Source organism: Actinotignum sp. usb-actsch-rep-73 (assembly GCF_059082735.1).
On sequence record NZ_JBHNPV010000038.1, the window covers coordinates 1 to 26855 of the forward strand.

At 56.3% G+C, this 26855-nt stretch carries 20 protein-coding genes and 1 pseudogene; 18 read left to right on the top strand and 3 right to left on the bottom strand.

The window, feature by feature from the left end; all coding sequences use genetic code 11:
- Positions 1 to 140: 140 nt before the first annotated feature.
- The 16 genes and pseudogenes from AC5RE1_RS02625 to AC5RE1_RS02700 form a co-directional block, all read left to right on the top strand.
- Positions 141 to 371, top strand: a pseudogene (locus AC5RE1_RS02625) (DEAD/DEAH box helicase); the annotation flags it as partial.
- A gap of 189 nt (positions 372 to 560) precedes the next feature.
- On the top strand, positions 561 to 1229 hold the full coding sequence (locus tag AC5RE1_RS02630; RefSeq protein ID WP_493938298.1) for a helix-turn-helix transcriptional regulator: 669 nt from the start codon (positions 561 to 563) through the stop codon (positions 1227 to 1229).
- Complete coding sequence (locus AC5RE1_RS02635; protein WP_493938299.1) at positions 1229 to 2416, top strand: MalY/PatB family protein; 1188 nt, start codon at positions 1229 to 1231, stop codon at positions 2414 to 2416. Before AC5RE1_RS02630 ends, AC5RE1_RS02635 begins: the two co-directional genes overlap by 1 nt.
- Before the next feature lie 23 nt (positions 2417 to 2439).
- A complete protein-coding gene (gene nhaC / locus AC5RE1_RS02640; RefSeq protein ID WP_493938300.1) occupies positions 2440 to 3903 on the top strand; it encodes a Na+/H+ antiporter NhaC in 1464 nt (487 codons plus the stop codon).
- Positions 3904 to 3991: 88 nt separating this feature from the next.
- Positions 3992 to 4546, top strand: a complete 555-nt coding sequence (locus AC5RE1_RS02645) for a hypothetical protein (protein WP_257878479.1) — start codon at positions 3992 to 3994, stop codon at positions 4544 to 4546.
- Between the two features lie 129 nt (positions 4547 to 4675).
- A complete protein-coding gene (locus AC5RE1_RS02650) occupies positions 4676 to 5398 on the top strand; it encodes an MptD family putative ECF transporter S component (RefSeq protein WP_179370196.1) in 723 nt (240 codons plus the stop codon).
- Positions 5399 to 5479: 81 nt separating this feature from the next.
- Positions 5480 to 6295, top strand: a complete 816-nt coding sequence (locus AC5RE1_RS02655) for an energy-coupling factor transporter transmembrane component T family protein (RefSeq protein WP_179370195.1) — start codon at positions 5480 to 5482, stop codon at positions 6293 to 6295.
- Positions 6292 to 9711, top strand: a complete 3420-nt coding sequence (locus tag AC5RE1_RS02660; protein ID WP_218840363.1) for an energy-coupling factor transporter ATPase — start codon at positions 6292 to 6294, stop codon at positions 9709 to 9711. Before AC5RE1_RS02655 ends, AC5RE1_RS02660 begins: the two co-directional genes overlap by 4 nt.
- Complete coding sequence (locus AC5RE1_RS02665) at positions 9708 to 11432, top strand: ABC transporter ATP-binding protein (RefSeq protein WP_179370194.1); 1725 nt, start codon at positions 9708 to 9710, stop codon at positions 11430 to 11432. Before AC5RE1_RS02660 ends, AC5RE1_RS02665 begins: the two co-directional genes overlap by 4 nt.
- Before the next feature lie 42 nt (positions 11433 to 11474).
- Entirely contained in the window at positions 11475 to 11783 is a 309-nt protein-coding gene (locus tag AC5RE1_RS02670; RefSeq protein ID WP_285101564.1) for a hypothetical protein, read from the top strand.
- A 16-nt stretch (positions 11784 to 11799) separates the two neighbouring features.
- The gene (locus AC5RE1_RS02675; RefSeq protein WP_493938301.1) at positions 11800 to 12573 is read left to right on the top strand and encodes a tyrosine-type recombinase/integrase; all 774 of its coding nucleotides are present in this window, start codon (positions 11800 to 11802) and stop codon (positions 12571 to 12573) included.
- Between the two features lie 13 nt (positions 12574 to 12586).
- Entirely contained in the window at positions 12587 to 12958 is a 372-nt protein-coding gene (locus AC5RE1_RS02680; RefSeq protein WP_493938302.1) for a single-stranded DNA-binding protein, read from the top strand.
- A 248-nt stretch (positions 12959 to 13206) separates the two neighbouring features.
- A complete protein-coding gene (locus AC5RE1_RS02685; protein WP_493938303.1) occupies positions 13207 to 13833 on the top strand; it encodes a hypothetical protein in 627 nt (208 codons plus the stop codon).
- Positions 13824 to 14255 carry a hypothetical protein gene (locus AC5RE1_RS02690; protein WP_493938304.1) on the top strand — a complete coding sequence of 144 codons (432 nt, stop codon included), beginning with the start codon at positions 13824 to 13826 and terminating at the stop codon, positions 14253 to 14255. Before AC5RE1_RS02685 ends, AC5RE1_RS02690 begins: the two co-directional genes overlap by 10 nt.
- Entirely contained in the window at positions 14252 to 15028 is a 777-nt protein-coding gene (locus tag AC5RE1_RS02695) for a ParA family protein (protein WP_285084285.1), read from the top strand. The genes AC5RE1_RS02690 and AC5RE1_RS02695 overlap by 4 nt, the downstream gene beginning before the upstream one ends.
- A gap of 2 nt (positions 15029 to 15030) precedes the next feature.
- Entirely contained in the window at positions 15031 to 15417 is a 387-nt protein-coding gene (locus AC5RE1_RS02700; protein ID WP_493938305.1) for a hypothetical protein, read from the top strand.
- A gap of 203 nt (positions 15418 to 15620) precedes the next feature.
- Here the strand turns inward: AC5RE1_RS02700 and AC5RE1_RS02705 are convergent, their stop codons facing one another.
- Both AC5RE1_RS02705 and AC5RE1_RS02710 read right to left on the bottom strand, forming a co-directional pair.
- On the bottom strand, positions 15621 to 16697 hold the full coding sequence (locus AC5RE1_RS02705) for a lytic transglycosylase domain-containing protein (protein ID WP_493938306.1): 1077 nt from the start codon (positions 16695 to 16697) through the stop codon (positions 15621 to 15623).
- A 7-nt stretch (positions 16698 to 16704) separates the two neighbouring features.
- Positions 16705 to 18873, bottom strand: a complete 2169-nt coding sequence (locus AC5RE1_RS02710; protein WP_493938307.1) for a hypothetical protein — start codon at positions 18871 to 18873, stop codon at positions 16705 to 16707.
- A 296-nt stretch (positions 18874 to 19169) separates the two neighbouring features.
- Here AC5RE1_RS02710 and AC5RE1_RS02715 point away from each other — a divergent pair, with 296 nt between their 5' ends.
- A complete protein-coding gene (locus AC5RE1_RS02715; RefSeq protein ID WP_285101548.1) occupies positions 19170 to 19835 on the top strand; it encodes a hypothetical protein in 666 nt (221 codons plus the stop codon).
- Positions 19757 to 26185, top strand: coding sequence for a helicase-like domain-containing protein (locus AC5RE1_RS02720; protein ID WP_493938308.1), 6429 nt, complete (start codon positions 19757 to 19759; stop codon positions 26183 to 26185). The genes AC5RE1_RS02715 and AC5RE1_RS02720 overlap by 79 nt, the downstream gene beginning before the upstream one ends.
- A gap of 197 nt (positions 26186 to 26382) precedes the next feature.
- Here the strand turns inward: AC5RE1_RS02720 and AC5RE1_RS02725 are convergent, their stop codons facing one another.
- Positions 26383 to 26640, bottom strand: a complete 258-nt coding sequence (locus AC5RE1_RS02725; RefSeq protein ID WP_285084279.1) for a hypothetical protein — start codon at positions 26638 to 26640, stop codon at positions 26383 to 26385.
- Positions 26641 to 26855 lie beyond the last annotated feature (215 nt).

Consider the following 26855-nt stretch of genomic DNA (forward strand, 5'->3'; position numbering starts at 1 on the left):
CTATCCGCGCGCGCTCCGCGCCTCGACATGCGCGATCGGCTGCCACCCATCCCGGCAGAGACCGGGAGTCCCGGGAAACAAGGCGGATCGTGACCGACACGACTCACGAGAACGCGGCCGCGCCCGAGAAGGACCAGGCCATCGAGACGACCCCCACAGCGGTGCCCGTCGAGTACTCCGCCAGAGTCGTCCGACTCGGCGACATCATCCCCGTCGCCGTCGAGCCGGAGGCCGCTCCGGACATCACCGATTCGGGCGACGAGGACCTCGAGCACAAGACCTTCACCGACTTCGGCGTCACCGACCCGATCGTCGACGCCCTCGAGGACAAGGGGATCATCCATCCTTTCCCGATCCAGGCGCTCACCCTGCCCCGCTGTCAAGTTTTTGCGCAGAATTACACCCCTTCCTGTCTGCACACCGCATAAAACCGGGGAGGTGACAAGGCAATAAGAGGGCTGGGCGACGAAGCGCAGACACAATTTTTTCAACAGTTTGTTGACGCGAACCTATTGAGTCACTAAGATAAACGATTAAAGCGTCAAAGCCGGAGGTTCTGCATGACTGCTTCACCGTCGAAGCTAAACGAGCACGATCAGATTATCTCCACCCTTCAACAGCTGGTTGAACCAATGAAAGCAACACTTGTCGGACCCGCCGAGATCATCGTTCACGATCTCACTCGGCTCCCGAATTCAATCGTCGCGATTGGCGGCGATGTCACCGGTCGATCGATCGGCGATCCGGCGACCGACAAGCTCCTTGACGCCGTCGCCTCCGGAAATCTGCACACCAGCATCGGATACCGGACAACGTCTCCGAGCGGTAAGGAGCTTCTCTCAACAACCGCCATCATCCGCGACTCGACCAACCAGCCCGTCGCCGCCCTGTGCATCAACCGCGACATCTCCAGCTGGGAGATCCTTCATTCCCTCACGGGCGCGCTCGCGGGCCTCTCGCTCCCAACTTCCGCCGAAGAGGAGCAGGCGACGACCGAAGTCTTCGTTAGAGACGTCGACGAACTCGCGACGCTCCTCCTCTCACGAGCCGTTGCAGAGTCGGGGGTTCCCGTCGACGAGATGAGAAAGGAACACAAGGTCGAGGTCGTCCGACTCCTCAAAGCGAGGGGCTTCTTCCTCCTGCGGGATGCAGCGGAAATGGCCGCCGAAGCCCTCCACTGCACGCGATTCTCCATTTACAACTACCTTAACGAGACCGAGGGGGAATGATGACCGCTACTGACGAGGACTTCAGCCGGCACCTGTCGCGCTGGGGCACGCATTCGGCGAAATGGGATCTGCTCGCCAAGGACCTCGGCGAGAACGCGATCGCCCTGTCCGTCGCGGACATGGAGTTCGTCTCCTGCCCCGAGGTCCGAGAGGCGATCGCCGACGCCGCCGCCCTCGGCGCCTACGGCTACACCGAGGTCTTCGACGACTTCGCCGAAGCCGCGACCGCGTGGATGACCCGCCGCCACGGATGGTCCTGCGAGGTCGAGGACGTCCACTTCTTCCCCCGAGTCGTCCAGTGCGTCGCCGCCCTCGTCGATCACGTCCTGCCACGAGACGATCGACCGGTCCGCGTCGTCACGCTCGATCCGGCCTACTCGCCCCTCCTCGAGGTGTGCGAACGCGCGGGCACCGATCTCGTCCGCGTGCCCATGCGCGACACCGCGGCCTCCGCCTCGATCGACTGGGAGGCCCTCGAGGAGGCGCTCGCCGACGCGGACCTGTTGCTGTGGACGAACCCCCACAATCCGACGGGCAGGATCTGGAGCGTCGACGAGCAGCGCCGACTCGCCGAGCTGCTGCGCGAATGCCGCGCCCTCGTCCTCTCCGACGACATTCACTGCGACTTCGAGCGCCCCGGCGGGCAGCGCTATTCGGCCCTCGCCAGCGTCGCGAAGGACCTGTGGATGAGCGGACGGATCGTCCACTGCGCCTCTCCCGGCAAGACCTTCAACATCGCGGGCCTCGAAGCGACGGCGATCTGCGTCCACGGGCCCCTCGGCGCCGAGCTCGAGGCGGCGAAGAGGCGCATGGGTCTGCACAACCCGAATTACTTCGCCATCCCGGCGGCCATCGCCGCGTGGACGAAGGGCGACGCGTGGGTCGACGCCCTCGCGAAGGAGATCGACGCCAACCTCGAAGCCGCGAGGCCCCTCCTCGCGCGCCTCCTGCCGGAGGCGAGGGTTTCGGACCCGGACGGCACCTATCTCCTGTGGATCGACGCCTCCGCGTACATCGGCTCCGAAGCCGACCTCGTGCGCGCCGAGCGCGCCGCCTCCGTCACGGTCAGCCCGGGACCCGATTTCGGTCCCGCATACGATCGATTCTTCCGTATCAACACAGCACTCCCCCGTCAAGAACTCCTCGAGGGGATCACCCGGCTCGCCGGGGCGCTCACGAGGAACTGACGACCCATATCGAAAGGACAACGATGTCTCCTACAACCCCCACCACCCCGGCGAAGGCCGAGCGCAGGACTCCGAGCCTGCTCCTCGCCGCAGTCCCGGTCATCACGCTGATCGTCCTGTTGGGAGGTGGCTACATCTTCGCTGAACTCCCGGTCGAACCCCTCCTCATTGCCTCGGCTGTCGTCGCTGGCCTGGTCGCCTGGCGTCTCGGGTACTCATGGAACGAGATCATGGACTCGGTCGCGGAGAAGATCGCGAAGACGATGCCCGCGATCCTCATCCTTATCTCGGTCGGCCTCCTCATCGGCACGTGGATGGCGGGCGGCACGATCCCGATGCTCATCTACTACGGCCTGAAGATCATCGATCCGCAGTACCTCGCGGTCATCGCCCTCGTCGTCACCGCGATCGTCTCCCTGTGCACGGGCACCTCCTGGGGCTCCGCTGGCACGGTCGGCGTCGCCTTCATGGGCGTCGCGGTCGGCATGGACGCGAACCTCGCGATGGTCGCCGGCGCAGTCGTGTCGGGCGCCTACTTCGGAGACAAGCTCTCCCCCCTGTCGGACACGACGAACATCGCCTCGATGGCAACCGGCGTCAACCTGTTCACGCACATCCGCCACCTCCTGTGGACGACCCTCCCCTCCTTCCTCACGGCGGCCGTCGTCTACCTCCTCTTCGGCCTCGGCTTGTCCGGTGGCCAGGTCCCCGAGAAGGTCGGCACGATCCTCGGCACCCTCGATTCGGCATTCAACTGGAACCTCCTGCTCCTGCTGCCGGTGATCATCGTCCTGGGCGGTTCGATGTGGAAGAAGCCGACGATCCCCGTGATCCTCGTGTCCAGCGCGGTCGCGATGTTCAACGCCGTGGTCTTCCAGGGCATCTCCTTCAAGGACACGGTCGTCGCAGGCGTCAACGGCTTCAACGTCGAAATGGTCGGCAAGACCGGCTTCGACGCCGAGAACGTCATCGAGGACGTCACGCGCCTCCTCAACCGCGGCGGCATGAACTCGATGATGTCGGTCCTGCTCATCTGCTTCTGCGCGATCACCTTCGCCGGCGTCGTCTCGGTCTCCGGTTCGCTCGACGTCCTCATCTCGAAGCTCCTCAAGCCGGTGCGCTCGACCTTCGGCCTCATCGCGGCGACGATCGCGACGGGCCTCGCGACGATCGGCATCACCTCGAACGGCCAGGTCTCCCTCCTCATCCCGGGCGAGATGCTCCGCGGCGAGTACGTGAAGCGCGGCCTCGACCCGAAGAACCTCTCGCGCACGATCGAGGACTCGGCGACCCTGTGGGAGCCGATCCTCCCCTGGACGTCTGCTGGCGCCTACATGGCGGGCACGCTCGGCGTCGCGACGCTCTCGTACCTGCCGTGGGCGGTGTGCAACTGGATCGCCATCGGCTTCGCCCTCCTGTGGGGCGCGACCGGCATCGGCATCGCGCGCCTGAGCGAGGAAGAGAAGGCAGCTCTCCAGGAGGCCTGAGCCTCCATCACACGCCACTCCTCGTGGACGGGAGTTGCGCAATCGAGCGGGGTCCGGAGCTTCGGTTTCGGGCTCCGCTCGTCGGCGTTTGAGCCTCTCGCGTCGATACGCGGCTGATGGCAGGGCGGTCGACCTGTTCCGCACGAACTACCTCGAGGTCGCTCACAACGATGCCACGCCCGTCACCTATCCTTACGCCTGGCCAGGCCCTGTAAACACCGGCGTTGCCAGCGAGCGCGATCTTAACCACGACGGAAAGACGGACGGGCCGTCAGACGCCTGGGGGTTCGGAAAGTTCCCCGGCCAATACGGTTTCATCGTCTACTCGAAATACCCGATCAAGACCGACACGATCCGCACCTTCCAACACTTCCTGCGGAAGAACATGCCCAGAGCGCTCCTGTCAACCAATCCGGACGCAACACAGTGGTACTCCGATGAGCAGATCGCCCACCTCTCGTTGTCCTCAAAGACACACGCTGATCTCCCCATCGATATCGACGGCACGATCATCCACATCCTCGCAGCCCACCCGACTCCACCTTCATTCGATGGGCCCGAGCAGCGCACTCACTCGAACAGTCACCGACGACATACGAACCTCTTTCGTACGACAATTTCACACTATCGCCTTACGCACTGACCGACAATAGCTGAGCACAGTTCACCCTCGCCCACTCCACCCGCCCACTCCACCCGCTCACCCCAAGTTCTGAAGGTAGTATCATTAATCTTTATTAGCTCTACCTAACTTAGATAATGGAGTCCGAATATGGAGAATCAGACAGCAACGACAGACCAGACCGTCACCCTAGACGCAGACGCACACAAGACCGCAGACCTCCCCACAGCTCAGCAGGCCACCGCGCCTCAGCCTCCAAAGACCAACCCCCTGAAGGAATGGGGAGTCCGCGAAGTCGTGACCGCAATCCTGCTGAGCGCCCTGACCGTCATCGTCATGTTCATCGGCGCATCACTCACAATGTTCGGCTTGGATCTGCAGATGCTTGCATCCGGTGGCCTCGGCGTTTTCCTTGCCGCCCCCGTCTTCATGCTGATGACCCTGCGCGTCAACCGCCTCGGCACAACCTTCATTTTCACGACGATCGCGTCGATCCTCTTCACCGTCCTCGGAAACTACCTGTACCTGATACCCTTCTATGTCGTTGGTGGCATCATCCTGGACCTGATCTTCCTGCGCACTCCTGAACATCGCCAGAACTCCTGGTGGATCACCGCCACATGGACCGTTTTCTCCGGCCTGTACCTGCTGTCAACGATGATCCCCTTCATGGGCAATCTGCAGAAGTACATCGACGACGTAGTCGCAGCCCGTGGCTTCACCCAAGAATGGGTCGACACGTTCCTGAAGTACTACTCCAACCCCGCGTGGGTTTTCGGCATCTTCATCGCGACGATGATCGCCGGCTTCCTGGGCAGTTTGATCGGCCGGAAGCTGATGGCGAAGCATTTCTCGCGCGCCGGCGCACTGTAAATCTGCGTTGTCAATCTGCGCCTCAACCTGCGTTGTAAATCCGCGCTCAAACCTTCACTGCAACCCCACACCGTAAGCCCGATGAGCCCCATCCTGACATCCGAGCCGACCGCGTCCACTACCCCCACGCCAGCCTCCACGCCGACACTCGAAGGCGCGAGTACACAGGCCAAACCCGCCGACGCCCGCCCCACGTACGAGTCCCACTTCCCCGGGTTCACCGTGGCAACGGAAGTGATCGTCTTGGCGCTTGTCATGGTCACGGCGGATTGCGATCTGAAACTGTTCCCGATGCTCGCATTGAGCCTCGCGTCGCTGGTCTACATGATCGTTGCCCGCCAGGCGCGCGCCGCTTTCAGTATGCTGATCTACTTGGCGGTCCTCGGTCCGATTTACGTGGGGTACATGGCGTACGGGATGCGCCCAGTCTTCCTGTCCCCCATTCAGATCTACCAAGCGTGGAACACGTTCCCCGTTCTGGCAGCAGCGTGGATTGTCTTCATGACGCCACCCGGGATGATCAGCGCCTCGCTCGCCCGCATCCACTGCCCAAAGAAGATCATTCTGGGCGTACTGGTGTTTCTGCGATTCTTCCCGACTTTCACGGCCAGCTGGCGCCTGCTTCGCGACGCTCTGCGCAAACGAGGCCTCAGTCGCCCCACCCAGATGATCACCAATCCGCTCGACACCTACGAATACGTCATGGTTCCATCTCTGCTTGCTCTGGTTGATTCCGCTGATCAGTTGTCGTCGTCGGCAGTCACGCGCGCGGCCGAGGCCCCTCACGCGCGCACCAGCTACTACAACATTCCAGTGCGCACGAAAGACGTTGTCTGCGTCGTCATCGCTGGCATCGTCTGCGCCTCCGTTTACTACGCGAACGGCCTCGTCGCATGAACCCGACCAGCGTCGATGTGCCCCTGGCGTGCTTACGCGGAGTTTCGTTCTCATACAAGGATGCTCCGCAAACAATTCACGAGGCCACCTTCAGCGTCAATGCCGGTGAGTGTGTGGTGTTATGTGGCCCTTCGGGTGGCGGGAAAACCACTCTGATCCGCCTGATTAACGGGCTTGCCGGCGGTTTCTATAAGGGAACAACTACCGGTAGCGTGTCTTTGGGCGATCAAGATGCAGCGAGCCTTGCTCAGTGGGAGCGAGCCGAAAAAGTCGGCAGTGTTTTCCAGGACCCGTCATCGCAATTCTTCTCTAGCCAATTAGCAGGAGAAATAGCTTTTACCTGCGAGAACCTAGGCTACGGCCACGAACGCGTCGTGTCCCTTACCGACCAGGCAATCTCTTCTTTCTCTTTGGATAACCTGCGTTCCATCCCGAACGATTCACTTTCATCAGGGCAAAAGCAGAAGGTCGCTATCGCGTCCGCACTGGGACCTCGTCCCTCTTTGCTCGCCATGGATGAGCCATCGTCCAACTTGGACGAGGACGCGTCGGCACACCTCGGGCGCACCCTCAAAAAGTTGAAGCAGCAGGGCTTCGCGATGGTCATCGCCGAGCATCGCCTGGCATATCTGATGGACGTCGCTGACCGTTTCCTGCTGGTGCGTGGTGGCCGAATTGAGCGCGAGCTGACGCATAACCAGGTAATGGACCTTCCAGAGGAAATCCGCCTTGAGTGGGGGCTCCGCGATCCACGCTGGACCTCACGTCCCACCCTCCCCCGACCTCACCAGCACCCAACGGGCACGTCGGCGCACGACTCCACTTCGCAAGCCTGGAATCAGCCGACGCTTCAGATCCGCGAACTCGGTGCTGCCTACGGTTCACGCAGTATCTTCACCAACGTGTCATTCAGCGCCAACGAGGGAATGATTGTTGCTCTGACCGGTGATAACGGGGCTGGCAAGACGACCCTTGCACGCATTTTGGCGGGCTTGAAGAAAGCGTCCGGGGGCAGTGTTATCGTCAACGGAAAAGCCTGCAAACGACGCGATCTCCTCCGGCGTGTCTGGTTCAGCCCCAACGACGTCAAAGCGGAATTCTTCACCCCCAGCGTCGAAGAAGAAATTATGCTTCAAGTGCGCACTGACGAGGAGCATAAAGAGAAAGCGCGCTCAGTCCTGCGCAACCTTGGCCTGTGGGAGATGCGCAAGCAGCACCCCGTAACCCTGTCGGGCGGACAAAAACAGCGACTGTCCATCGCCTGCGCAATCATGTCCGACCGACCCGTTCTGGTCCTCGACGAACCAACAAGCGGGCTTGACGCTCTCAATATGGAGCTCGTGTCGCGCGCCCTCGAATGCGCGGCCGAGGCAGGCAAAGCGATCATCGTCGTCACACACGACAACGAGTTCCTGCGCCGTTGTTGCACGCACTCCTACGTCCTCAACATGAAAGAAGGACAGTCCATGAAGGCAGATGGTTCCACGGACAGCCTCAATGGCCCCTCGGCGAAAGATGACCCCCAGGCGAAGAAAGAAAAGACCGCTGGCTTGAAAGAGCTGTATCTTCGACTGACGAAGCCGGCACACGGAATGATTATCCGTGGCATGGTCATGTCCGCTTTGTCAGTTGCCGTCGGCTTCGTGCCGTATGTCATCGCGATCCTCATTGCGCAGGACGCGTTACGTGGCCAACTGCCACCAGCGTCGACTCTGGTCATCATGTCCGTGGTTGCCATCGTGTGCGCTGCCGTCGACCGTATGTTGTTCGGCGCAGGCACTGGCGTCTGCCACGTTGCGGATGCTGATTTCAGAGTCCATGCCCGCCACATTTTGATCGATCACTTCTCGAAGCTACCGCTCGGTTGGTTCAATGACCGCAGTTCTTCGGAGGCGACGCAGGCTGTTTCCGACGATGTTCTAGGTATGCACCAGACCATCGGGCATGCTCCCACCGAGATCGTGCGCGCGGTCCTTTCCCCACTAATCCCATTGGTCATCCTGTTTATTGCCGACTGGCGAATGGCACTGGCATTCCTTGCCTACATCATCGTCTTCATCGGCATTTCAGGGATGTTCATGTCCCGCGACTACGCGACGCTGTCCGAGCAATACAACGCCGCAAAGATCGAGCTTTCTTCGTCGATCGTCGAAATCGCTGAGGGCATCGAAGTTGTGAAGACCTTCGGTAGCACACGCAAAGCCGGTTCACGCTATCGCGAGGCGGTCGAACGCCTGACGGAAGTCACCTTCGAGTGGACGAAACTAACTGCCGGACCGTTCTCGATGCTCAGCGCATTCATCTCGCCGGGCACGGTCCTGGCGTGCCTCGGCCTGGGCTCCAGCCTCTTCATCTCGAAGGGCTGGTTCGACTTCGCGTCCGCTGTCCCCTTCCTTGTCTTAGGGCCCTCAATCCCGTCGGGCCTGGTGACCGTGGCATCGTCCATGGGATTCTTGCAGACGGCATTGCACAATCTCGAACACATCGGGCAGGTACTTTCCACCGACCAGCTACCTGAACCCGACAAGCCAGAGCCTCTGCCAGCGACTGACGTGGATATCGCGTTCGACGACGCCTCGTTCGCCTACACGCAGGACGGAAAGTTCGCGCTCGACCACGTAGACGCGCACATCGAAGCCGGGAGCGTCTGCGCACTGGTTGGCGATTCGGGCAGTGGCAAGACAACATTCGCGCGCTTGATCCCACGCTTCTGGGATCCGACCAGCGGGAGCGTCAGCCTTGGCGGACACGACCTGCGGAATATCTCCACACAGTCCCTGTTGTCGCAGGTAGCCATCGTTTTCCAAGAGGCCATGATGCTGTCACTCCCCATTCGTGACAACATCAAACTCGCCTGCCCTTCCGCCACGGACGAGCAGATGATCGAAGCCACACGCGCGGCACAAATCCACGATCGCATCTGCGAATTCCCCGCTGGCTACGATTCCGTCATCGGCTCAGCCGACTGCAACCTGTCGGGAGGCGAAGCTCAGAGGATTGCCATCGCCCGCGCAATTCTGCAGAATGCGCCGATTCTGGTCCTCGACGAGGCCACCGCACACACCGACCCCGAAAACGAAACTGCGATCCAGACTGCTCTGAATCACCTGTCGCACGGTCGCACGACCATCGTCATCGCGCACCGGCTCAACACGGTTTCCGGAGCGGACATGACGCTCGTCCTCGAAGACGGTCGCGTGCTCGAGGCCGGCCAGCACGATAAGCTCTTGGCCGCCAATGGCCGGTATGCGCAGCTCTGGAACACGCAACAAGTCCAGGCATTCCATGGTCGCGACGAAAAAGAAGACTTCGTGGGGAGCCTCGTCAATCCCAATAGGCACACACCCGCTACCCCTGAATACACCACGAATCCCACACCGGCACTCGCTCACGATTCGCAGGAAGGCGCGCAATGATCGTCAACAAGATTGATAAGCTCGCTGGCCGCTCGACTGGAGTCAAAGCTCAGGCCGTCTACTTCGCGATCTGCGGAGTGCTCGAGGGAGCCGTCTACACATCCCTCCTCCCCTTGCTTCACGCCCTTTTTGATGGCGACGGACACACAGCGTTCACGTGGTCGATGGTTGCCGTCGGGCTCGGCGTCGTCTGCGCGCTTGCGAACTATTTCGCGGAAACGCACGGGTACATGATCGGCGACGTCATCGTTTTGCGATCGATCCAAGAACGTTTGGGCGACCACGTTGTGAAGCTCCCTCTCGGCTGGTTCACCGCTGGGCGAGCCGGCGAACTCGCGTCCCTTTTGGAACGCGACCTGCAGATGATCATGAACCTACCCGGCATTTTCTTAAAACAACTGATCACCGCAATGACCATCCCCGCGTGCATTGCCCTGCTCTACGTATATGTCGATTGGCGAATTTTCATCGCCTACGTGATCACAATGCCACTGCTGTACACGTGGGCGCAGAAGATGGGCGAAGCAGCCGGAACCGGACACGCTGAAGAAGAAAAGTCGAACGCACAGCTGGCTAGCCGAATGCTCGAATTCGTTCATGCTCAGCCGATCCTGCGCGCAACGGGCACGGCTCAAACCGGTTGGAAAGCTCTCGAAGACGACATTCAACGCGACCACGAAACAACGGTTCGCACTCTCAATCAGACCCAGAAGCCGATGACCATGTACACCCTGTTGGTGTACCTGTCATTCGGCCTGACATTCCTGTGCACGACCGCGCTTCTTGCCTATGGAACGCTAACCGCGGTTGAGTACCTGTTCGTCATCGTTTTAGCCCTGCGATCGGTCGACGCGCTCCTGAAGGCAGGTAGCCAAGCCATGTCCTTCAACGTCTGCCAGAACGCGATCAATGCGTCCGAGAAGATCCTCGCCACCTCCCCACTGCCGGAGACAGATTCACCGAAGAACCCCGCGGACGCCTCGATTTCCTTCGACCACGTGCATTTCTCCTACGATGGCACGCGCCAGATCATCAACGATGTCACCTTGGAGTGTCCAGCCGGACAGATGACCGCGCTTGTCGGCCCGTCCGGTTCCGGCAAAACGACGTTGACCAGGCTGATCGCTCGCTTCTGGGACGTCACAGAAGGCTCCGTCCGAATCGGTGGCGTCGACGTTCGAGACATGGCAGTCGACGACTTGCTGTCGATGGTGTCGCTGGTCTTCCAAGACGTGTACCTGTTTGACGGCACGATCGAGGACAATATCCGCTTCGGACAGCCGGACGCCAGCGACCAAGATGTGCGCCGAGCAGCACGCATCGCCCGGCTCGACGAGGTTGCGGAGCACCTCGAAGATGGGTGGGAAACCCGCGTCGGCGAAGGTGGTGGACGACTATCTGGTGGCGAACGTCAGCGCGTGTCAATTGCGCGTGCGTTACTCAAGAATGCGCCGATCGTCCTCTTCGACGAGGCCACCGCGGCACTCGATGCTGAGAACGAGGCAGCGATTGTGGACGCCATGCATTCACTGGCCAAGGACAAGACCGTCATCGTGATTGCGCATCGCTTGTCGACTATCGCTGAGGCTGACCAGATCGCCATGCTCGAAGACGGGCACATCACGCAACTGGGAACCCACAAGGCACTACTCGCCCAAGAGGGGCGCTATCGCAGTTTCTGGTCGGATCGCCAGCAAGCGCAAGACTGGAAGGTCCGATAAGGGCGGGGGTCCACTCCCCTTTTGGCGTGCGTAGCCGGCTTCTTGGATGTTCCTGTCGAAGTGCTTGTTCCAGCTGAAGCCATCGAAAAAGCAAAGCACCCGACCCTTTCGGATCAGGCACCTGAGTTTATTGAAGCAGTGCCCCAAGTCGGGCTTGAACCGACGACCGACGGGTTATTGATTTGCTGTTGGATTATCGCCTTTGTCAGAGTCGCTATTCATCTTTCGTCTATTGGGGTATTAAGCACTGTTGATGTTCCGATTCATGGTGACGACAGGCACGATGAATCGCATGAATACGAATCACCCTTTAGTACTCAAAGTTCCACCCCTTTGGCAATCTGCTCTTGATTCGTGGGAGCAGGAAATGACCGTTTCAGGATTGCGTGAGCGGACAATCGGCACACGCTTGCGTCATGTACGGCAAGCTGCGCGAGCGCTTAAGCCGGATCCGCGAGAAGTGACATCCGTCGAGCTTTTAGGCTGGGTGTCTGAGCGCTCTTGGCAGCTTGAAACACGCCACGCGTATTATTCATCGCTTCGATCGTTTTTTGGCTTTATAAAAGGCGTTAATAGTCCTGCGTTGGCGTTGCCTCATATTCACCGCCCGAATGCTCTTCCTCGTCCAGTTCCTGATACTCAGCTGATAGAGGCGCTGAATAGCGCATCGCCTCGCACTCGCCAGATTCTTCTGCTTGGAGCGTGTGTTGGTCTGCGTGCAAGCGAAATCGCGCGCGTACATATCGACGACTTCTTTCATGATCTGCATGGATATTCCTTGCACGTTGTCGGCAAAGGCGGGGTCTCTCGGTTCGTTCCGATTGATAGGGGTTTTGCTGAAGAGCTCATGGAATGCGCCCGAGCCAATAATGGGTGGCTTTTCCCTGGTAAAGATCATGGGCATCTTTCACCGCGTTACGTGTCGAAGCTCGGCTCTTGTGCTCTGGCTTCACCGTGGACTTTACATACTCTTCGGCATCGCTTTGCCACTACTGCCTACAGGAATAGCCATGACCTTATTGCTGTTCAACGGCTTCTTGGTCATTCCTCGGTTGCAACGACGCAACGTTATACAGCCCCTGCCGATGACGCTCTGCGTTTGGTAGCCGAATCGACTCATCTCAATGTGTCACACCCTTAGAAAGGAAATCACCATGTCCGTTACGTGTCGCGTGACTGGAAACATCTCTCAACCGATATTGCGTCAGCTTGATTCAGGGTCGGTTGTTCTCAATTTCGGTATCGGAGCGACCCATCGAAAGAAAGATCAGAACTCTGGAGAATGGAACGACGTTGGCGAAGAGCTATGGATAAACGTCTCTTTTTGGGACGAGAAAGCAGAGCGCCTTGCTGGTGTTTTGCGTAAGGGCTCAAAAGTGTGTGTCGAGGGCATTCTGGTGCGAAAAGAGTATGAGGGACGCACGAACCTAGAACTGTTCTCCCCTTCTTTCATTGAATCGGTTTCACTTTCGACTCACACTGATTCGAATTCTGACCCCTGGAGCGTGCAAGAGAACGACGAGTAATTCGTTTGTTTTCTAGGGCTACTCAATGCAGTAGCCCTATTCCACTCGCCTATTACCGGCAAATACGGCAAAGACGGTAACGGCGGTAATAACGGTAAATACGGCAATGACGGCAAAGGAAGGCTCTGATTGCAATGTCGAGTACACGCAGAAGCGACCCGGCCACTTCACATGAGGCAGAAGCGCGTTTAAAAGATCGAACGAGGGAAAAGCGTCGCATTCTTTCAGCGTTTCTTGAAGTGGGCGATATGACTGACTCTGAGTTAGAGAGCCTTGCTACGGCTGAAAACTGGCCACACGCAGGTAGTACCTATTACCGCAGGCGGAGGTCAGATCTTAAAGCCGAGGGAAAGATTTACGCGACGAGTGAGCGTCGTAAGAATCAAGCTGGCAATTCTGAGACTGTCTGGGGGCTTGCTCCTGCCCCGCTCGGTCAGGTCGAGGAATCGATTTTGGCAGACGCGCGTGATGCAGTCTTTGCGCGTTTAGACGATGGAACGTTCGTTTTGAAAGGTGTGGGGCTTGTTGAAGGAAGTGTTTTAACTGTCCATGCCAAGAGTGGACACGCACGAAGGGTGATCGTACGGAGAGTGACTGAGCACTCTGATGGCACTTCAACAGCGTCATTCGATTGGGCTCCTACAAAGGCAGGTTTCAAAGAGCGCGTTGTCTTTGTTAAACATGGCCAGATTTTCTATGTGCGAGGAAAGAACCTCGTTGAGGGAGCGCGTGTAGATGTGAGCGTGAAAGGCAAAAGGCACACGCGCCCGGTGGTAGTGGATCGAATTGTTCATAGCGATGAGGCCGGTTATCAGACTGCAAGATTCCACTGGCTTAATGCACTGGATATGGATAGAGACAAGGAATGCCGGTAAATACGGCAATGACGGTAAAGACGGTAAACACGGCGATGCCGGTAAAGCCGGTAAAGGCTTTTGAGAGGAACATGCATATGAGAATCGATGAGTTTGTTGAGGGCTGGCAGGGGATGCCTCCAGATGAGGGCAAGACAGCCCTGATGGGCATTCGGGTGTTTGCGCGGTACGTGCTTGGGGAGTTATCCGCTAGGGCTGATGACACCGAGCATGATGCACAGACGTTCTTAGCGCTGATGGATAAGCGTCGTGAGCAGAAGGAATCGTCAATGATCGATTGGGAAGAAACGTGGGCGTGGGCGAAGTTGCAGTACGAAGCGTGTACATCAAAAACATTCGCCTATGTGAAGTCAAAGGCTTTGATTTCTGATGCGCTCGATTTAGCAGAAACGCACTTGCAACATAATGAGGACACGAAATGATTATTGCGATCTGTAATCAAAAAGGTGGCGTTGGTAAGACGACGCTCGCAACGAACATCGCCTATCAGCTTGGGCTGAGGTCTGAAAAGCCGGTTTTACTTGTTGACGCTGATCCTCAAGGTAATGCCACAACGATGATGAGTATTGATGTTGATTCATCAACGCTGACGCTCAATGATGTGATGAGCGCGATTGCAACAGGTGGGTCTCCTGAAGTGACCTCTCATGCCGTTTATCCTGCTAGCGAAGTGTGGGGCAACATTGAGGTTCTGCCCGCTGATCGTCTTTTAGCCAGTAGAGAAAACGACGTTTCATTAGGCCGTGAGCAACGCTTGGCGTCAGCGTTGAGTGTCATCAAGCATGAGTACGCGCATATTGTGGTTGATTGCCCTCCGTCGCTTGGAATGCTCACAACGAACGCTTTGGTGGCTGCTGACCGAGCCTTGGTTGTTTCAACGGCTCGTGAGTCTTCGGCGGACGGTGTAGCTGAAATGATTACGACACTGGCTACTGTACGTAGTTGCTATAACCCGAAGCTGAGCTTGTCGGGGATTGCTATCAACGCCTACAGGAACGACCGAGTTGATCGGAGAACGTGGAAAAATGCGCTCAGTGACACGTATGAAGACCTCGTGTTGTTGGACGCGATTATTCCTGAACGTGAGGCAATCGCACGTGCAGGTAGCGATCATGAGCCAATCCGAGACATTGACAGCATGAAAGCTTTTGAACTCATTGCCGACAAACTCATCTCTTCGACTCATAAGGAATGATTGTGAAAACCCCTGATGCTAGCGCCCTTACCGCTTTGCGTAAGGCAGAAATTCTTGATCCCATCATTGCGGGCGACTCAACAATTACCGGCAAAGCCGGTAAATACGACATTGCCGGTAATGGCGGTAAAGCCGGTAAAGAATCAGTACGTAGTGGTGGTGTCCCTCGAAAGTCGAAGCTCACTTTGACGCTTGATGCGGATCTGGTTGGTCGGATCAGAGCAGCCTACCGCGCAGAGCTTGCCGACAAACCTGAGCTCTCATCTCTTTCTCAGTGGGCTTCAGATTATCTCTTGCAAGCTGTCAACCAGGTTGAGGCGACGCATAATCATGGCCAGCCTTTTATCCCTGTTCAAACAGGCGTCCTACGACCTGGGCGATCAGTATAAGTTCAGCCTAAAGCCACCATAATTGCCGTCTTTACCGCCATTACCGGTAAAGACGGCAAAGCCGGTGGAATTGGGTTTGAAAGAACTCAAGATTTTCGTTTAAAAGCGAAAGCCGGGGGACACCCCCGGCACTTGGAGGTAGCGTCACCGCCACCGCTTTAATTAAAGCACGCCGGATGGGAAAGAAAAGAGTAGATGTCTTGTCATCCGAGGGCAGGGTTGTGCTTAATGACGATGCTGCCGTTTTGGATTGCTGCGTCTCCGACGGTGGCGAGCATGGTCGTAACGAAGTATTCGTTGGTGCCGTAGTTTTCGATGGTGATGTTTCCGCTCGCGTCCACGGCTGCGATGTAGGCGACGTGGCCGTAGGAGGGGTGATATCCGAAAGCGCCTGGACGGTAGGAGATGATGTCGCCTGGTCGGACTTGTCGCATTGAGGGGACTTTGATCCAGCCTGGCATATTGCCGTCGAGTCCCCATTGTCCGCCGTGACCGCCTAGCGGGGTGAGTGTTGCCCATGTGTATTTCCACTGGGTGTTTGCGCCTGCGAACTTGACGCCCATGTCGCGATTGACTCGCCAGAAGGCGAAGTCTGTGCAGTTGCCATAGGCGTAGCGAGTGTTCCAGTTGATCTCACCGTAGGGCCCGTTGGCATATGGGTAGTCGTTGCCCATCGGCCCGCCTGCTGCTCCAACGCCTAGAGGCATTCCTACTTGCGCGTATTTTGAGGCTGCGAGAGCTGGAATTTTCTTCACGTAGTTTTGTGTTTCCGCAAATGGTGGGACTCCACCATATCGGAGGACGTTTCCGATACCTGCGTTGTAGGCTGCGAGGGCGAGTTCAACGAGGTCGCCTGAGACTCGGCCTTGTTGAATGTAGTTCTTCAATGCGCTGACTTGATTGCACATGTAGGTGCCTTGGCTCATGATCGCGTCGGCTGGATTGTAGATATCGGCTTTACCGTCGCCATCTCCATCGACTCCGGCTGCCGCCCAGGTGCCCGGCATGAATTGAGTAAGTCCGGCTGCGCCTGCCGGAGAGACGGCGCGCGGGTTCCAGCCTGATTCTGTTTCGATCTGTGCTGCGAGCAGTGGCGCGGTAATTTCTTCACAAATCTGGCCTGCTTTGAGTACCCATTGGACGTATTCTGCGGGCACGTTTGATTCGTTGAGTCCGGCTGCTTGGGTTTCATCATCGCCACCTCCGCCGAGGATTGCGAGGGTCAGTGGAAATGTTGCAATCGTCAGTAGCAACGACATGAGTGCAGCCAGTAGTTTCATAGTCGTGTCAGTTCACCGTGATAGAGCCAGAGTTGATGAGTCCATCAGCGCTTGTGCTCCACGAATAGGTTCCCGTAGGAACTGAGATTGAACCACTAAACGTGCGCGCGCCTGAGACTGTTCCTTGCCCGAGGGTCACAACATTTCCTCCGACATTTGCAGTGACAGTGACGGGGGCGGAGCCAACCGACGAGACGGTGACGCTGAAGCTGACTGTTCCTGACGAGGAAGAGACAGACGTGTTCATGTCTGCGATGTAGCCTCCAACGTCTGCGCCTTGCGTGGGCGAGGCAGGTGTAGGAGCCGGTTGAGGAGTAGACGGCTCTGAGGGCGTGGGCGTTGGTTCTGTCTGGGTCGGCTCGGTGGGGGGAGCGGTTTGCTGATAGGTCGCATTTGAGTCAAGAACCGCTTGCTTAGCAGTGTTGAGCGCCTCTGTTGCATTCTTGAGTTTGTCTAATGCCTGACTGTATGAAGCCGATGTTTCAGGCGCGGGCTGGGAGGCGAGTTGGGAGAGAGCGTCGATTGCCAAACGGAGCGTCTGACGTGTTGCTTCGTCCGATACTTTTCCTTCAGTGTCAGCGAGCAGTGTTTCGCTTTCGCTGATAAGCGAATGGGCGCGGGTAATCTCCGTTTGCCACTCTTGGGTTTCTTGTGAGCTCAATCCTGCTGATTGGGCAGATTGTGCGCTGTGAGGTTGCACTGTTTGCCCGCTGTTTGGCTTATCTTTTCCGCTTGGAGTGGTTGCCATGTATATGCCAGCACATGTTGCGCCAGCAAGAAAGAGCAGAGCAAACACGACGATGAGTATGCGTCGGGCTAGTTGTCTAGGGCGTCTATCGCCCTCCTGGTCATCATCTGATGCTGGTGAGGATTTGGGAGTAAAAGCTTCAGGCGTGTGGTGGGCTGGCAGGGTTTGGGTCTGAGCGTCTTGGGCTTTGAGTTGAGATTTGAGAGCGTCACGTTGGCGCATGAGTGCATCGCATTCTCTCTTCCGGCTTTCAACGTTCTGAGACAGGGTTTCAACGCGCTCGGTGAGCGTGTCACGCTGGGTGCGTAGGCGCGCGATCTCGGCCTCGTGTTCGCTGATGTTGGCGTGGAGTTCTTCGAGGTCGGCTCGGCTTGGGCGAGCGTCAAGCTGGTGTGTCAGATCATCGATCTTTTTGGCGAGCTGGTCGCGCTCATCAGTTGAGTCTTTAAGCTGGGCTTCAAGGGCGAAGCGTGCGCGCTCGGCTTCGACATTGGTCTGTTCAGCTGCGCTAAGGGCTTGGCGTAAGTCATGTTTTGCTTGTGATAGTTCGCCTGCGAACTGGGCGTTTTCGCTTCTCAGTGTTGCGATTTGTTGCTCAGACTGCTCGTTTTGTTGGAGTAATTCACCGGCGTGTTCGTCTAGGGTCGCAATCTCGGCAGTCTTTGCGACGATGTCGGCATTCAGGCGAGTGATTGTGTTTTCGAGGTCGAAAATACGCCCCTGTTCTTCTTTGAGCGACAGTGTGAGAGCCTGCTTTTCCTGTTCCACGCTCGCCAGGAGTGCTCGGGTTTTCTCGGTTTCGCTCTGAGCGATGTCGAGGTCGTGGGCGAGGTGGGCGCGCTCGGTTTTCTCAGCAGTGAGCGCCTCCCTGAGTTGGGCAAGCTCAGCTTTAAGCTGGGTTGTTGTGGCGTCATCTGTTTCTTTTTGCTCATACGCCTCGCGTACTCGCCTCAGCTCTGATTCGGTGGAGGCGCGTTCAGAAGTGAGGGTTTCAACCTGGGAGGTAAGATCAGCGATCAGAGCTTGAAATGTTGTTTCCTGCTCATGCCATTGGTCACGCTCATGCGCGAGCGTGGTATGCGCTTCATCGCACCGGCGGGTCAGAGTTTGAATCTGAGCGTCAGTATCGCTGCGGCGAATGCTTAATGCTGATGCGAGAGCTGCTTCTAACTCGCCGTTGCGTTGTTCGAGCTGGCGAATACGTGCGCCCATATCCTCGTGTGAGTCTGACTCTTCTGGTTGGCTTGAGCGAGCTGGTTTAACACCGGCTGGACGTGGAGGGTCAAGCGTTATGTCTTGTCCGTCAATCGTGACAGTGCCGTCAGGATTGATACGTGCGCTCTGACCGTCGTTTAACGAGAACATGATCGGCTGGCGCGGATGAGCGGAGATGATCTGGCGGATCTTGGCTTCATCTGACGGGTTCACGAGAGCTCCACAAGTACTTAATACGAGGCTGAATACTGATATGTGGAATGAGCGCTCACGTTGCTCACAACGAAAAAACTTGACTATGCGTAGCTTCGTGTGCGTGTTATTATAAAAGGTTGGATAATTTCAGGCTGAAGCGACTGGTTGGTGAGAGTGCGCGCGTGCGCGCACTGGTCACATTCCTTATAAATCCGCCGTTTATAAGGAGTGACCAGTGGCTTCACAACGAAAAAGCTCATTCGAGCCTCAGCCAGCCTTGTTTGATCTAGATTTTCTCTTTGAAGGAGCAAAACATGAACATCGAAGACTTCGACGTGTATCAAGCGATCAACGGTGGCGAGCTGGCGAGACTCGAGTTACTGAAGTGCCCTCTACCCGAGCCGTTGAAAACGATCTGCGAGAATCAACAGACGTGGGAGGCGACAGCGCTCGGGGAGGATCTGAGCATCGACCCGATGGAGGGGTGCGACGCCCAGGAAATCATCGACCTGATCGGCGAGAGCGCGTGGGAGGAAGAGGGCGAAGCCTACTGGCAGGCACGATTGACGATCGACGAGAAGGACACCCTGCAGGATCTACTCGAAACAATCGAACAGATGCAGCCGTTCTACGAGAGGCTCGTGTTGAATCTGGCGAGCGAACTGCTGATCGAAGCGATCGACAAAGAGATTCCGTTGATGGATATCAACGAGGAGACGTGGTGGGAGCGCAGGCCAATGAAGTATTGGCAGATGACTCTCAGGGACGTGAAGCAACAGTTGTTGGACCTGCGCAGTCCCGAATGGGAGCCAGTTCTTCCCTGGGCTCATCTTCTTCATTTCCTGAAAGATTGGGCTCAGGACAATCGGAAGAACATTCCGAGCTCAATGCACGAGCCGGTGTGGGTGGGCGAAGTCTTGGACAAGAACCTGACGCTGATCGAAACCGAAGCGGACAAGGCACTGTTCCCGCTGACGTAAAAGCACGCACGACCCCTCCACGCTGGCGGGCAACTCATCTTGTTGTCCCCCAAGGCGCGAAAGCGCGTGCGCGCGCGAACATTGAGGCAATTCGTTTGCTCGATGAGCTCGGTGATCGGGAAGCGGATGAGCGTGAGCAGGAAACACTCGCGAAGTATTCAGGGTGGGGAGGACTGGGCTCCATCTTCGATCCAAAACGGCAGGATTGGCAGGCTGAACGTCAGAGCTTGCGTCTTCTTTTGGGTCAAGAGGAGTACCGGTTGGCGCGCGAGGGTGTTCTGAGCGCGCACTACACGAACCCTGCTTTTGTTGCACCGATGTGGAATGCGGTACGCGGACTTGGGGTCGAGCGCGGGCGAGTGTTGGAGCCTGGGTGCGGGTCTGGCAATTTCATTGGCGGAGCCCCTGAAGGCTTTGACATGGTGGGTGTTGAGATTGACTCTACGACAGCAAGGATCGCAAGCAAGCTCTACCCTGATGCGAAGATTCTCAATGAGTCTTTCGGGGATACTCGCCCTGACGGGGCGTGGTTCGACGTGTCGATCGGTAATGTGCCGTTCGGTAATTTTCAGGTGCGCGACGATACATACAATCCGTCGCATTTTCCGATTCATAATCACTTTATTGCTAAGTCTGTTGCTCTAACGCACCCTGGTGGTCTTGTAGCGGTCATCTCTTCACATTGGACGCTCGACGCTAAAAACCCTGCTTTCAGACGATACCTGTATCAGAGTGCAGATCTGGTTGGAGCGGTGCGACTGCCCACCGGCGCTCATGATGAGGCAGCTGATACGCAGGCTTTGACTGACGTATTGATTTTCCGTCGGCGCATGGACGGGGAAGAACCCCAGCCTTTTGAGTGGGAGAGCTCGACGCCACGCTTTTTTGGTGAGCATTCCGTGACGATGAATACGTATTTTGATCGTTACCCTGAGCGTGTTCTCGGTGAGCTGTCAGCCCAATTGGGTATGAATTCTACGGTGAATCTGACTGTCACCTCGCCTTCGCTTTCTGAAGTAGGTAACGAGCTTTCTCGTGCGTTAGAGACTGTTGTTGCACGCGCTGTAGAGCGAGGTTTGACCTTTACTCGCCCCACAACCACCGCCCCGCAGGCCAGCAACGTCATTGACGTCCGTCAGCTCGGACATATTAGCCAGAATGAAGATGGGTCTTTCTCTATCCAGACCACGCATGGGCTCCAGGTGCACAAGGTAGCGAAAAAAGATCGTGCTGAGATGGCTTCGCTGTTAGCTCTACGCGATCAGACCGTTGAATTAGTGAATGCTGATGCCACCAGCACGGTCGATACGCCTGAGCTTGAGGCTCAACGAAAGGCTCTCAAGGAGTCCTACCTTGCCCACGTTGATCGCTTCGGCCCTATTAACGAACGAAAGTACGTCTCGCGTCGCACGAGGAAGAAAGATGAGGACGGCAACCCCATCATCACGACAACTGAGCAAGTGCGAAGGGTCATTGCTGCGTTCCGCAAAGACCCTTACGCTGCGGTGACGCTCGCGATCGAGGACTATGACATTGAAGAAAAGAAGGCTTCTCCTGCTGACATTCTGACCAAGCGCACTATCGGTGTTACTCCGCAGATTCTTGGCGCGGATAGTCTCTCTGATGCTCTTGCACTGTCGCTCAATCAGACCGGTAAAGTCGATGTCGATCGGATTGCGTATCTTTTAGATTCTGATCGTGATGCTGTTCTTGCTGATTTGCTGGAACAACGACTTGTTTTTAGAACGCCAGGGTGCCCCGATGAGCTTGTTGCTCGCGAAGAATATCTGGCAGGCAACGTTCGTGCCAAACTCGCTCGCGCAAATGAGGCAAGCGCTCTCGATAGTGTGTTTGAAGCCAATGTCGAAGCGTTAAAACAGGCTCTGCCTGCTGATATTCCATTGGAGGATATTCAGATCACTCCTGGGGCACCGTGGCTTGGGCGAGCTGTTCACGTCGAGTTCTACCACAGTGTTATCTGCGATCTGCCATATCGCAATGACGATGCCGTGACTTTCAACCCGAGTAATGCTCATTGGAGTATTAGTAAACGGCGCGCATGGACGGGCGCGTTTGAACGCTGGTCAGTGTCGAACCGTGGAAACGCAGACCGCATTTTTGAAGCTTTGCTTAACCATACAGACGTTACTATCACGGCAAAGGATTCTGACGGCACCACGTATGTTGATGTCACTGCGACGGCTGAAGCAAACTCAAAACTGGAGGAAATGCGCGAGGCTTTCATCGAATTCTGTTGGTCTACACCTGAGCGCGTCGAAGACCTCACTCGACGCTACAACGATACGTTCAATAGTTTCGTTCAACGCAGCTATGAGCGTGCTGGGCAAGCCCTTCAACTCCCAGGCTTGAATACTGACATCACACCATATTCACATCAGCGCAGCGCCGTTGCACGAATCGTGTCTGAACCGACCGTCGGCTTGTTCCACGAAGTCGGTGCAGGCAAAACCCTCGAAATGATTATGGGGGCAATGGAGCTCAAACGTTTGGGGTTGGCATCAAAGCCCATGATCGTGGTGCCAAACCATATGCTCTTGCAGTTCGCGAATGAATGGCAGCAGGCGTATCCAAGCGCGCGCGTGATGATTACTGACAAGGAAGATTTGAAGACTGCGGGGGCAAGGCGAGAGTTCCTCGCGAGAGTCTCTACGCATGACCTAGACGGTGTGGTGATTACTCAATCTCAGTTTAAGCACATCGGCATGAAGCCGAGTAGCGTCAGAGCGTATATGTCCGCTGAAATCGAAGAGATTGAAGAAGCGTTAGAAAACGCTACTGAGCGCAATTACTCGGTGAGCCAGCTGACGCAACGTCTTAAGACTCTCCAGTCTGATCTTGAAAAAGAAGTGAACAAGGTCAAGGACACAGGCTTGTTCTTTGAAGAACTTGGTATTGACTATCTGATGGTTGATGAAGCTCACCACTTCAAGAATCTTGGTGTGGTGACGAGCCTTTCTGGCATGAGTTCTAAAGACTCAGGGCGGGCACGCGATCTGCATATGAAGATTGACTATTTGCGCACAATCAATCCCGATCATTACCTGACCCTAGCCACAGGTACTCCGATCGCGAACTCGATTGCTGAGTCACACACGATGTTGCGGTATCTCTCGCCTGATCTTCTCCGGGACGCAGGAATCGCTAAGTTTGATGCGTTTGCTGGAGCTTTTACTCAAGAGACGCGCGACATGGAGATCACGGCGACCGGTAAGTTAAAAGCTCGCACTCGTATTGCCCGTTTTCAGAATCTCCCCGAGTTTATGAGCATCTGGGGGCAGGTAGCTGACGTAAAAATGAGTGAAGACCTCAACCTCGCGCGCCCTATTGTGCACGTTAATTCTGAGGGGAAACACGCCCCAGAAATCGCTTCAATCCCCGCAGGCGCTGAGATGGAAGCGTTCTCCCAGACTCTGTCTGATCGGGCAGACAAGATTCATTCTGGTAGCGTCGAACCGAGTGAAGATAACTGGCTCAAGCTGTCTAATGATGGTCGGCAAGCAGCAATTGACTTGCGCCTGGTTGATTACGATCCTGGGAGCATCACGAAAGCCTCAACGATTGCAGCAAACGTTGTGCGCATTTATAACGAAACCAGTGATCGTGTCTACGTTGATAAATCTGGCGAGCACATGAGTCTGCCCGGTGGCCTTCAACTGATCTTCTCTGATCGCTCCACCCCTAAAGGCAACGGCGAGTGGAACGTGTATCAGGAGATTAAAGACAACCTTGTTGAAATGGGGATACCGAGTGATGAGATTGCGTTCATTCACGAAGCGAATACGGATGAGCAAAAAGAAGATCTGTTTATGCGCTGTCGTGAGGGGCAAGTCAGGGTCATCATCGGCTCGACAGACAAGATGGGCACGGGGACGAACATTCAGCTTCGCGCGGTTGCACTTCATCATGTTGACGCCCCGTGGAGGCCTGCTGATATTACCCAGCGTGAGGGACGCATTATCCGTGCTGGTAACCAGAACAGCCAGGTGTCAATTTTCCGCTACGTTGCCGAAAAATCGTATGACGCGGTGATGTGGCAGACCCTAGAGCGTAAGCAAAAAATGATCTCTCAGGTTATGCGCGGAAAAGCTGGCGAGCGAGTGTTTGATGATGAGTTCACCGATGAAATGGGGTTCGCGCAAACTAAGGCAGTGGCAACCGGTAATCCGCACATTATTGAGCGCACTAAGGTTGAAGCAGATGTTGCTCGCTTCAAACGCGACAAAGCCTCGCATCGTCGCATGGTGATGAACCAGCGAGCTGGCCTAGCTCGCGATCAGACGCTGTTGGGTAACATCGAGCGCGCCCTGCCCCTAGCGAAAGAACTGGTAGGAAAACTTCGACCCACAAGCGGTGACGCATTCGCGATGGTAGGGCGCGCAGGCGAACTCATCCGTGATCGTAAGAGCGCGGTTGCGTATCTGAATGCTCAGCTCACTACAGGCTTAAACACTTGGGTAATTGAAGCTCTACGCAACGGTCACCAAATGCACGCATTTTTGCGCACCCCGATGAGTCTTACCCTCGGTGGGATCACGCTTGAATGCGAACGCGCGCTTGGCAAGAGCCCCACCCAACCAGCCTGTCTTGAATTTACGATTCAAGGCGTACGCGAGAAGATTTTTAGCGTCACCATCGACTTAAACGCAGCGCTAGAAGGCAACAATATCGGGTTGATTACTCGCCTTGAACACCATGTTGGGTCGTTGCCTCAAAAGCTTTCTTCGCTAGAGGAAAAACGCGATCAACTCACCCGAGAGATCGACAAGCGCCAGGCTTTTATTGCGACTCCGTTCTCTAAAGCAAAGCAACTCGAAGATGCTGAGACAGAGCTCGCGCGCCTGACCAGGCTCGTTGATGAATATGAGGCCAACTACCAGTCTCAACGGTCGAATACTGCTCAGGCTGATCTTGAACACGATCTGAACAATCAACTCCGTTTTAGCGACGGCCACGAGGGGTTCTACACGGGCATGAGCACGTGGCCGGTCTGGGGGGTGGAGGACGCGGAGGCGATTATCACTAACTCTGCCTTAGCTGAGAATCTCAATGTTCCCCCTGTGAGTGCTTCATACGTTGGTGGCGACACATGGAGGGTCGATGTTCATGCGATCATTGGCCCGTTGCCATCGACTCGGGTACTTGCGCTTCAAACCCATCAAGGACATAGCATTCCAACGATTCTTGACCTCAAAGATCTTGAAGAGCGCACAAGCGACCTCGAAACGGTCGACGCTGGGTTGTTCAACGGAGCATTCTTCACACGCGTGAATACCCCTGCGAGTGATGCAGCAAAGGCCGATGATGCTGTACAGGTCATTGAAACGACTACCACGCTAACACGCACTGTTGGCAGTTCTGATGATCGAGTTCCTCGAACATGGAGAGACAGTCCCATCGAATCCTCGACACTGGTGCCATACGGGGTGAACGGAGACTCTGTTGTCCTAGCTACTTATGAGGACGGGTCTAAGTGGACAGTGCTTTCTCCAGACCAACATCAGCAGGTGGCCTTCAGCTCATATTCTCATGCCACTGAGGGAGCAGTCGCTACGGGGACTGGGCACTTCATGTACCGCGAACCAGGACAAGACGAGTGGGATATTAGCGCGAATGCTCGAATTGCTCGGTTTGTCCTTGATGCGCAAACCTTTAGTAGCGACGCTAACTACGTTTCTCGAAGAGAAAAGGCGCTCAACGCCTATTCTGATGACAACATTCAATTCGGGGTTGTTGATCTGACTACGCCCCGCCTAGCGCCAGACGCCGTCGGCGCTACACCGGTCGAAGAAGCTAACGCTTCGAACGTCCGAGTTGGTGGCGAAGATCTATCGAGAGTGGTGCCTTTAATGTGGGCTAATCGCGGAGAAAGCATTTACGGAGCGAAGAACGGGATTGAATCAGTAACGTTCGGTGGCGGTCTATCGTTCGTTTTACTTACCCAAGAACAGCATGACAGTCTGCCTGATGAGCTGAAAACCAGTGAGCCAGCGTACATGGTTGCGAGCAGTTGGCGCGCACCATCAAGCGTGAGCGCCGTTGCGCGCTACTGGTACAAAGAGTATCCACTCAATGCGATTAGTTCTGATACTCCCCTTGGTGGCAACGGGACAGCTGTACTTGGCTATCTCAACCCACGAATTTTCCGCAAAGAGCACTCATATTTGCGCACTCTTCAACGAAACCAACCCGGCTCCTCACCCTCAGCGCGAATCTTGGATATTACTCGTGGGACAGGTGGCAAACACGCGGGAAGCAGCGGACATGTGCCTGCGCCCCCTACGAGTCTGCGCCCCAAAGCCAGCGACGTTAGCCGCAAAACATTGCGCTAATACTCGCTAGGTGGCGTGCCTCCAAAAAAAGAATGTTCCCCATGCGCGATGTGCATGGGGAACATTGTCTTTATCCGAGTTCATAGGATAGGTCGCTGGGTATCGCGACCAGAATGCTTAATGTTGTGTCCCATAGTCGGGAAGAATCTGCGATTCAAAAACTTTCCTCAGCTCATCTGCTGGTAGTTCTACGCTCATTACACGGCAACTGCGGGAGCCGTTTCAGGCAGAGATTGGAAGAGTTCACGGAGTTCTAAGCGCTTGGCGTCAATTAGCGCAACGTCATCGGGGTCGATAGCACGAACCTGGGCGCGCAACGCAATTCCGGCTTGTTTCCAATGTTCTTGTTCTTCCAAAGCCGTAGCTTGACGCTCCCACTCGACATATTGACCACCGATACGGGTAGTCAGTTCCAAGAGGGCGTCGTAGACCATAGGATCGAAAGCCTGCTTCATTTCAATCCCGTGCGTCCCTTTCCCCGTTTTACGTGTCTGGCTTTAGTTTAGTGGCCGGTGGATTGGGTGCGCGAGACGTTGAGCGCGAGAGCGATTGAACTGTCCCCGGAAGTTGGACTGATGTATCCAGTTTTCTTCCAGGGGATTTGTATGCATTCAAGTTCAAATGTTTTGACAAATGAACAAAACATCTTGAACGCCACCCAATTTTTGCC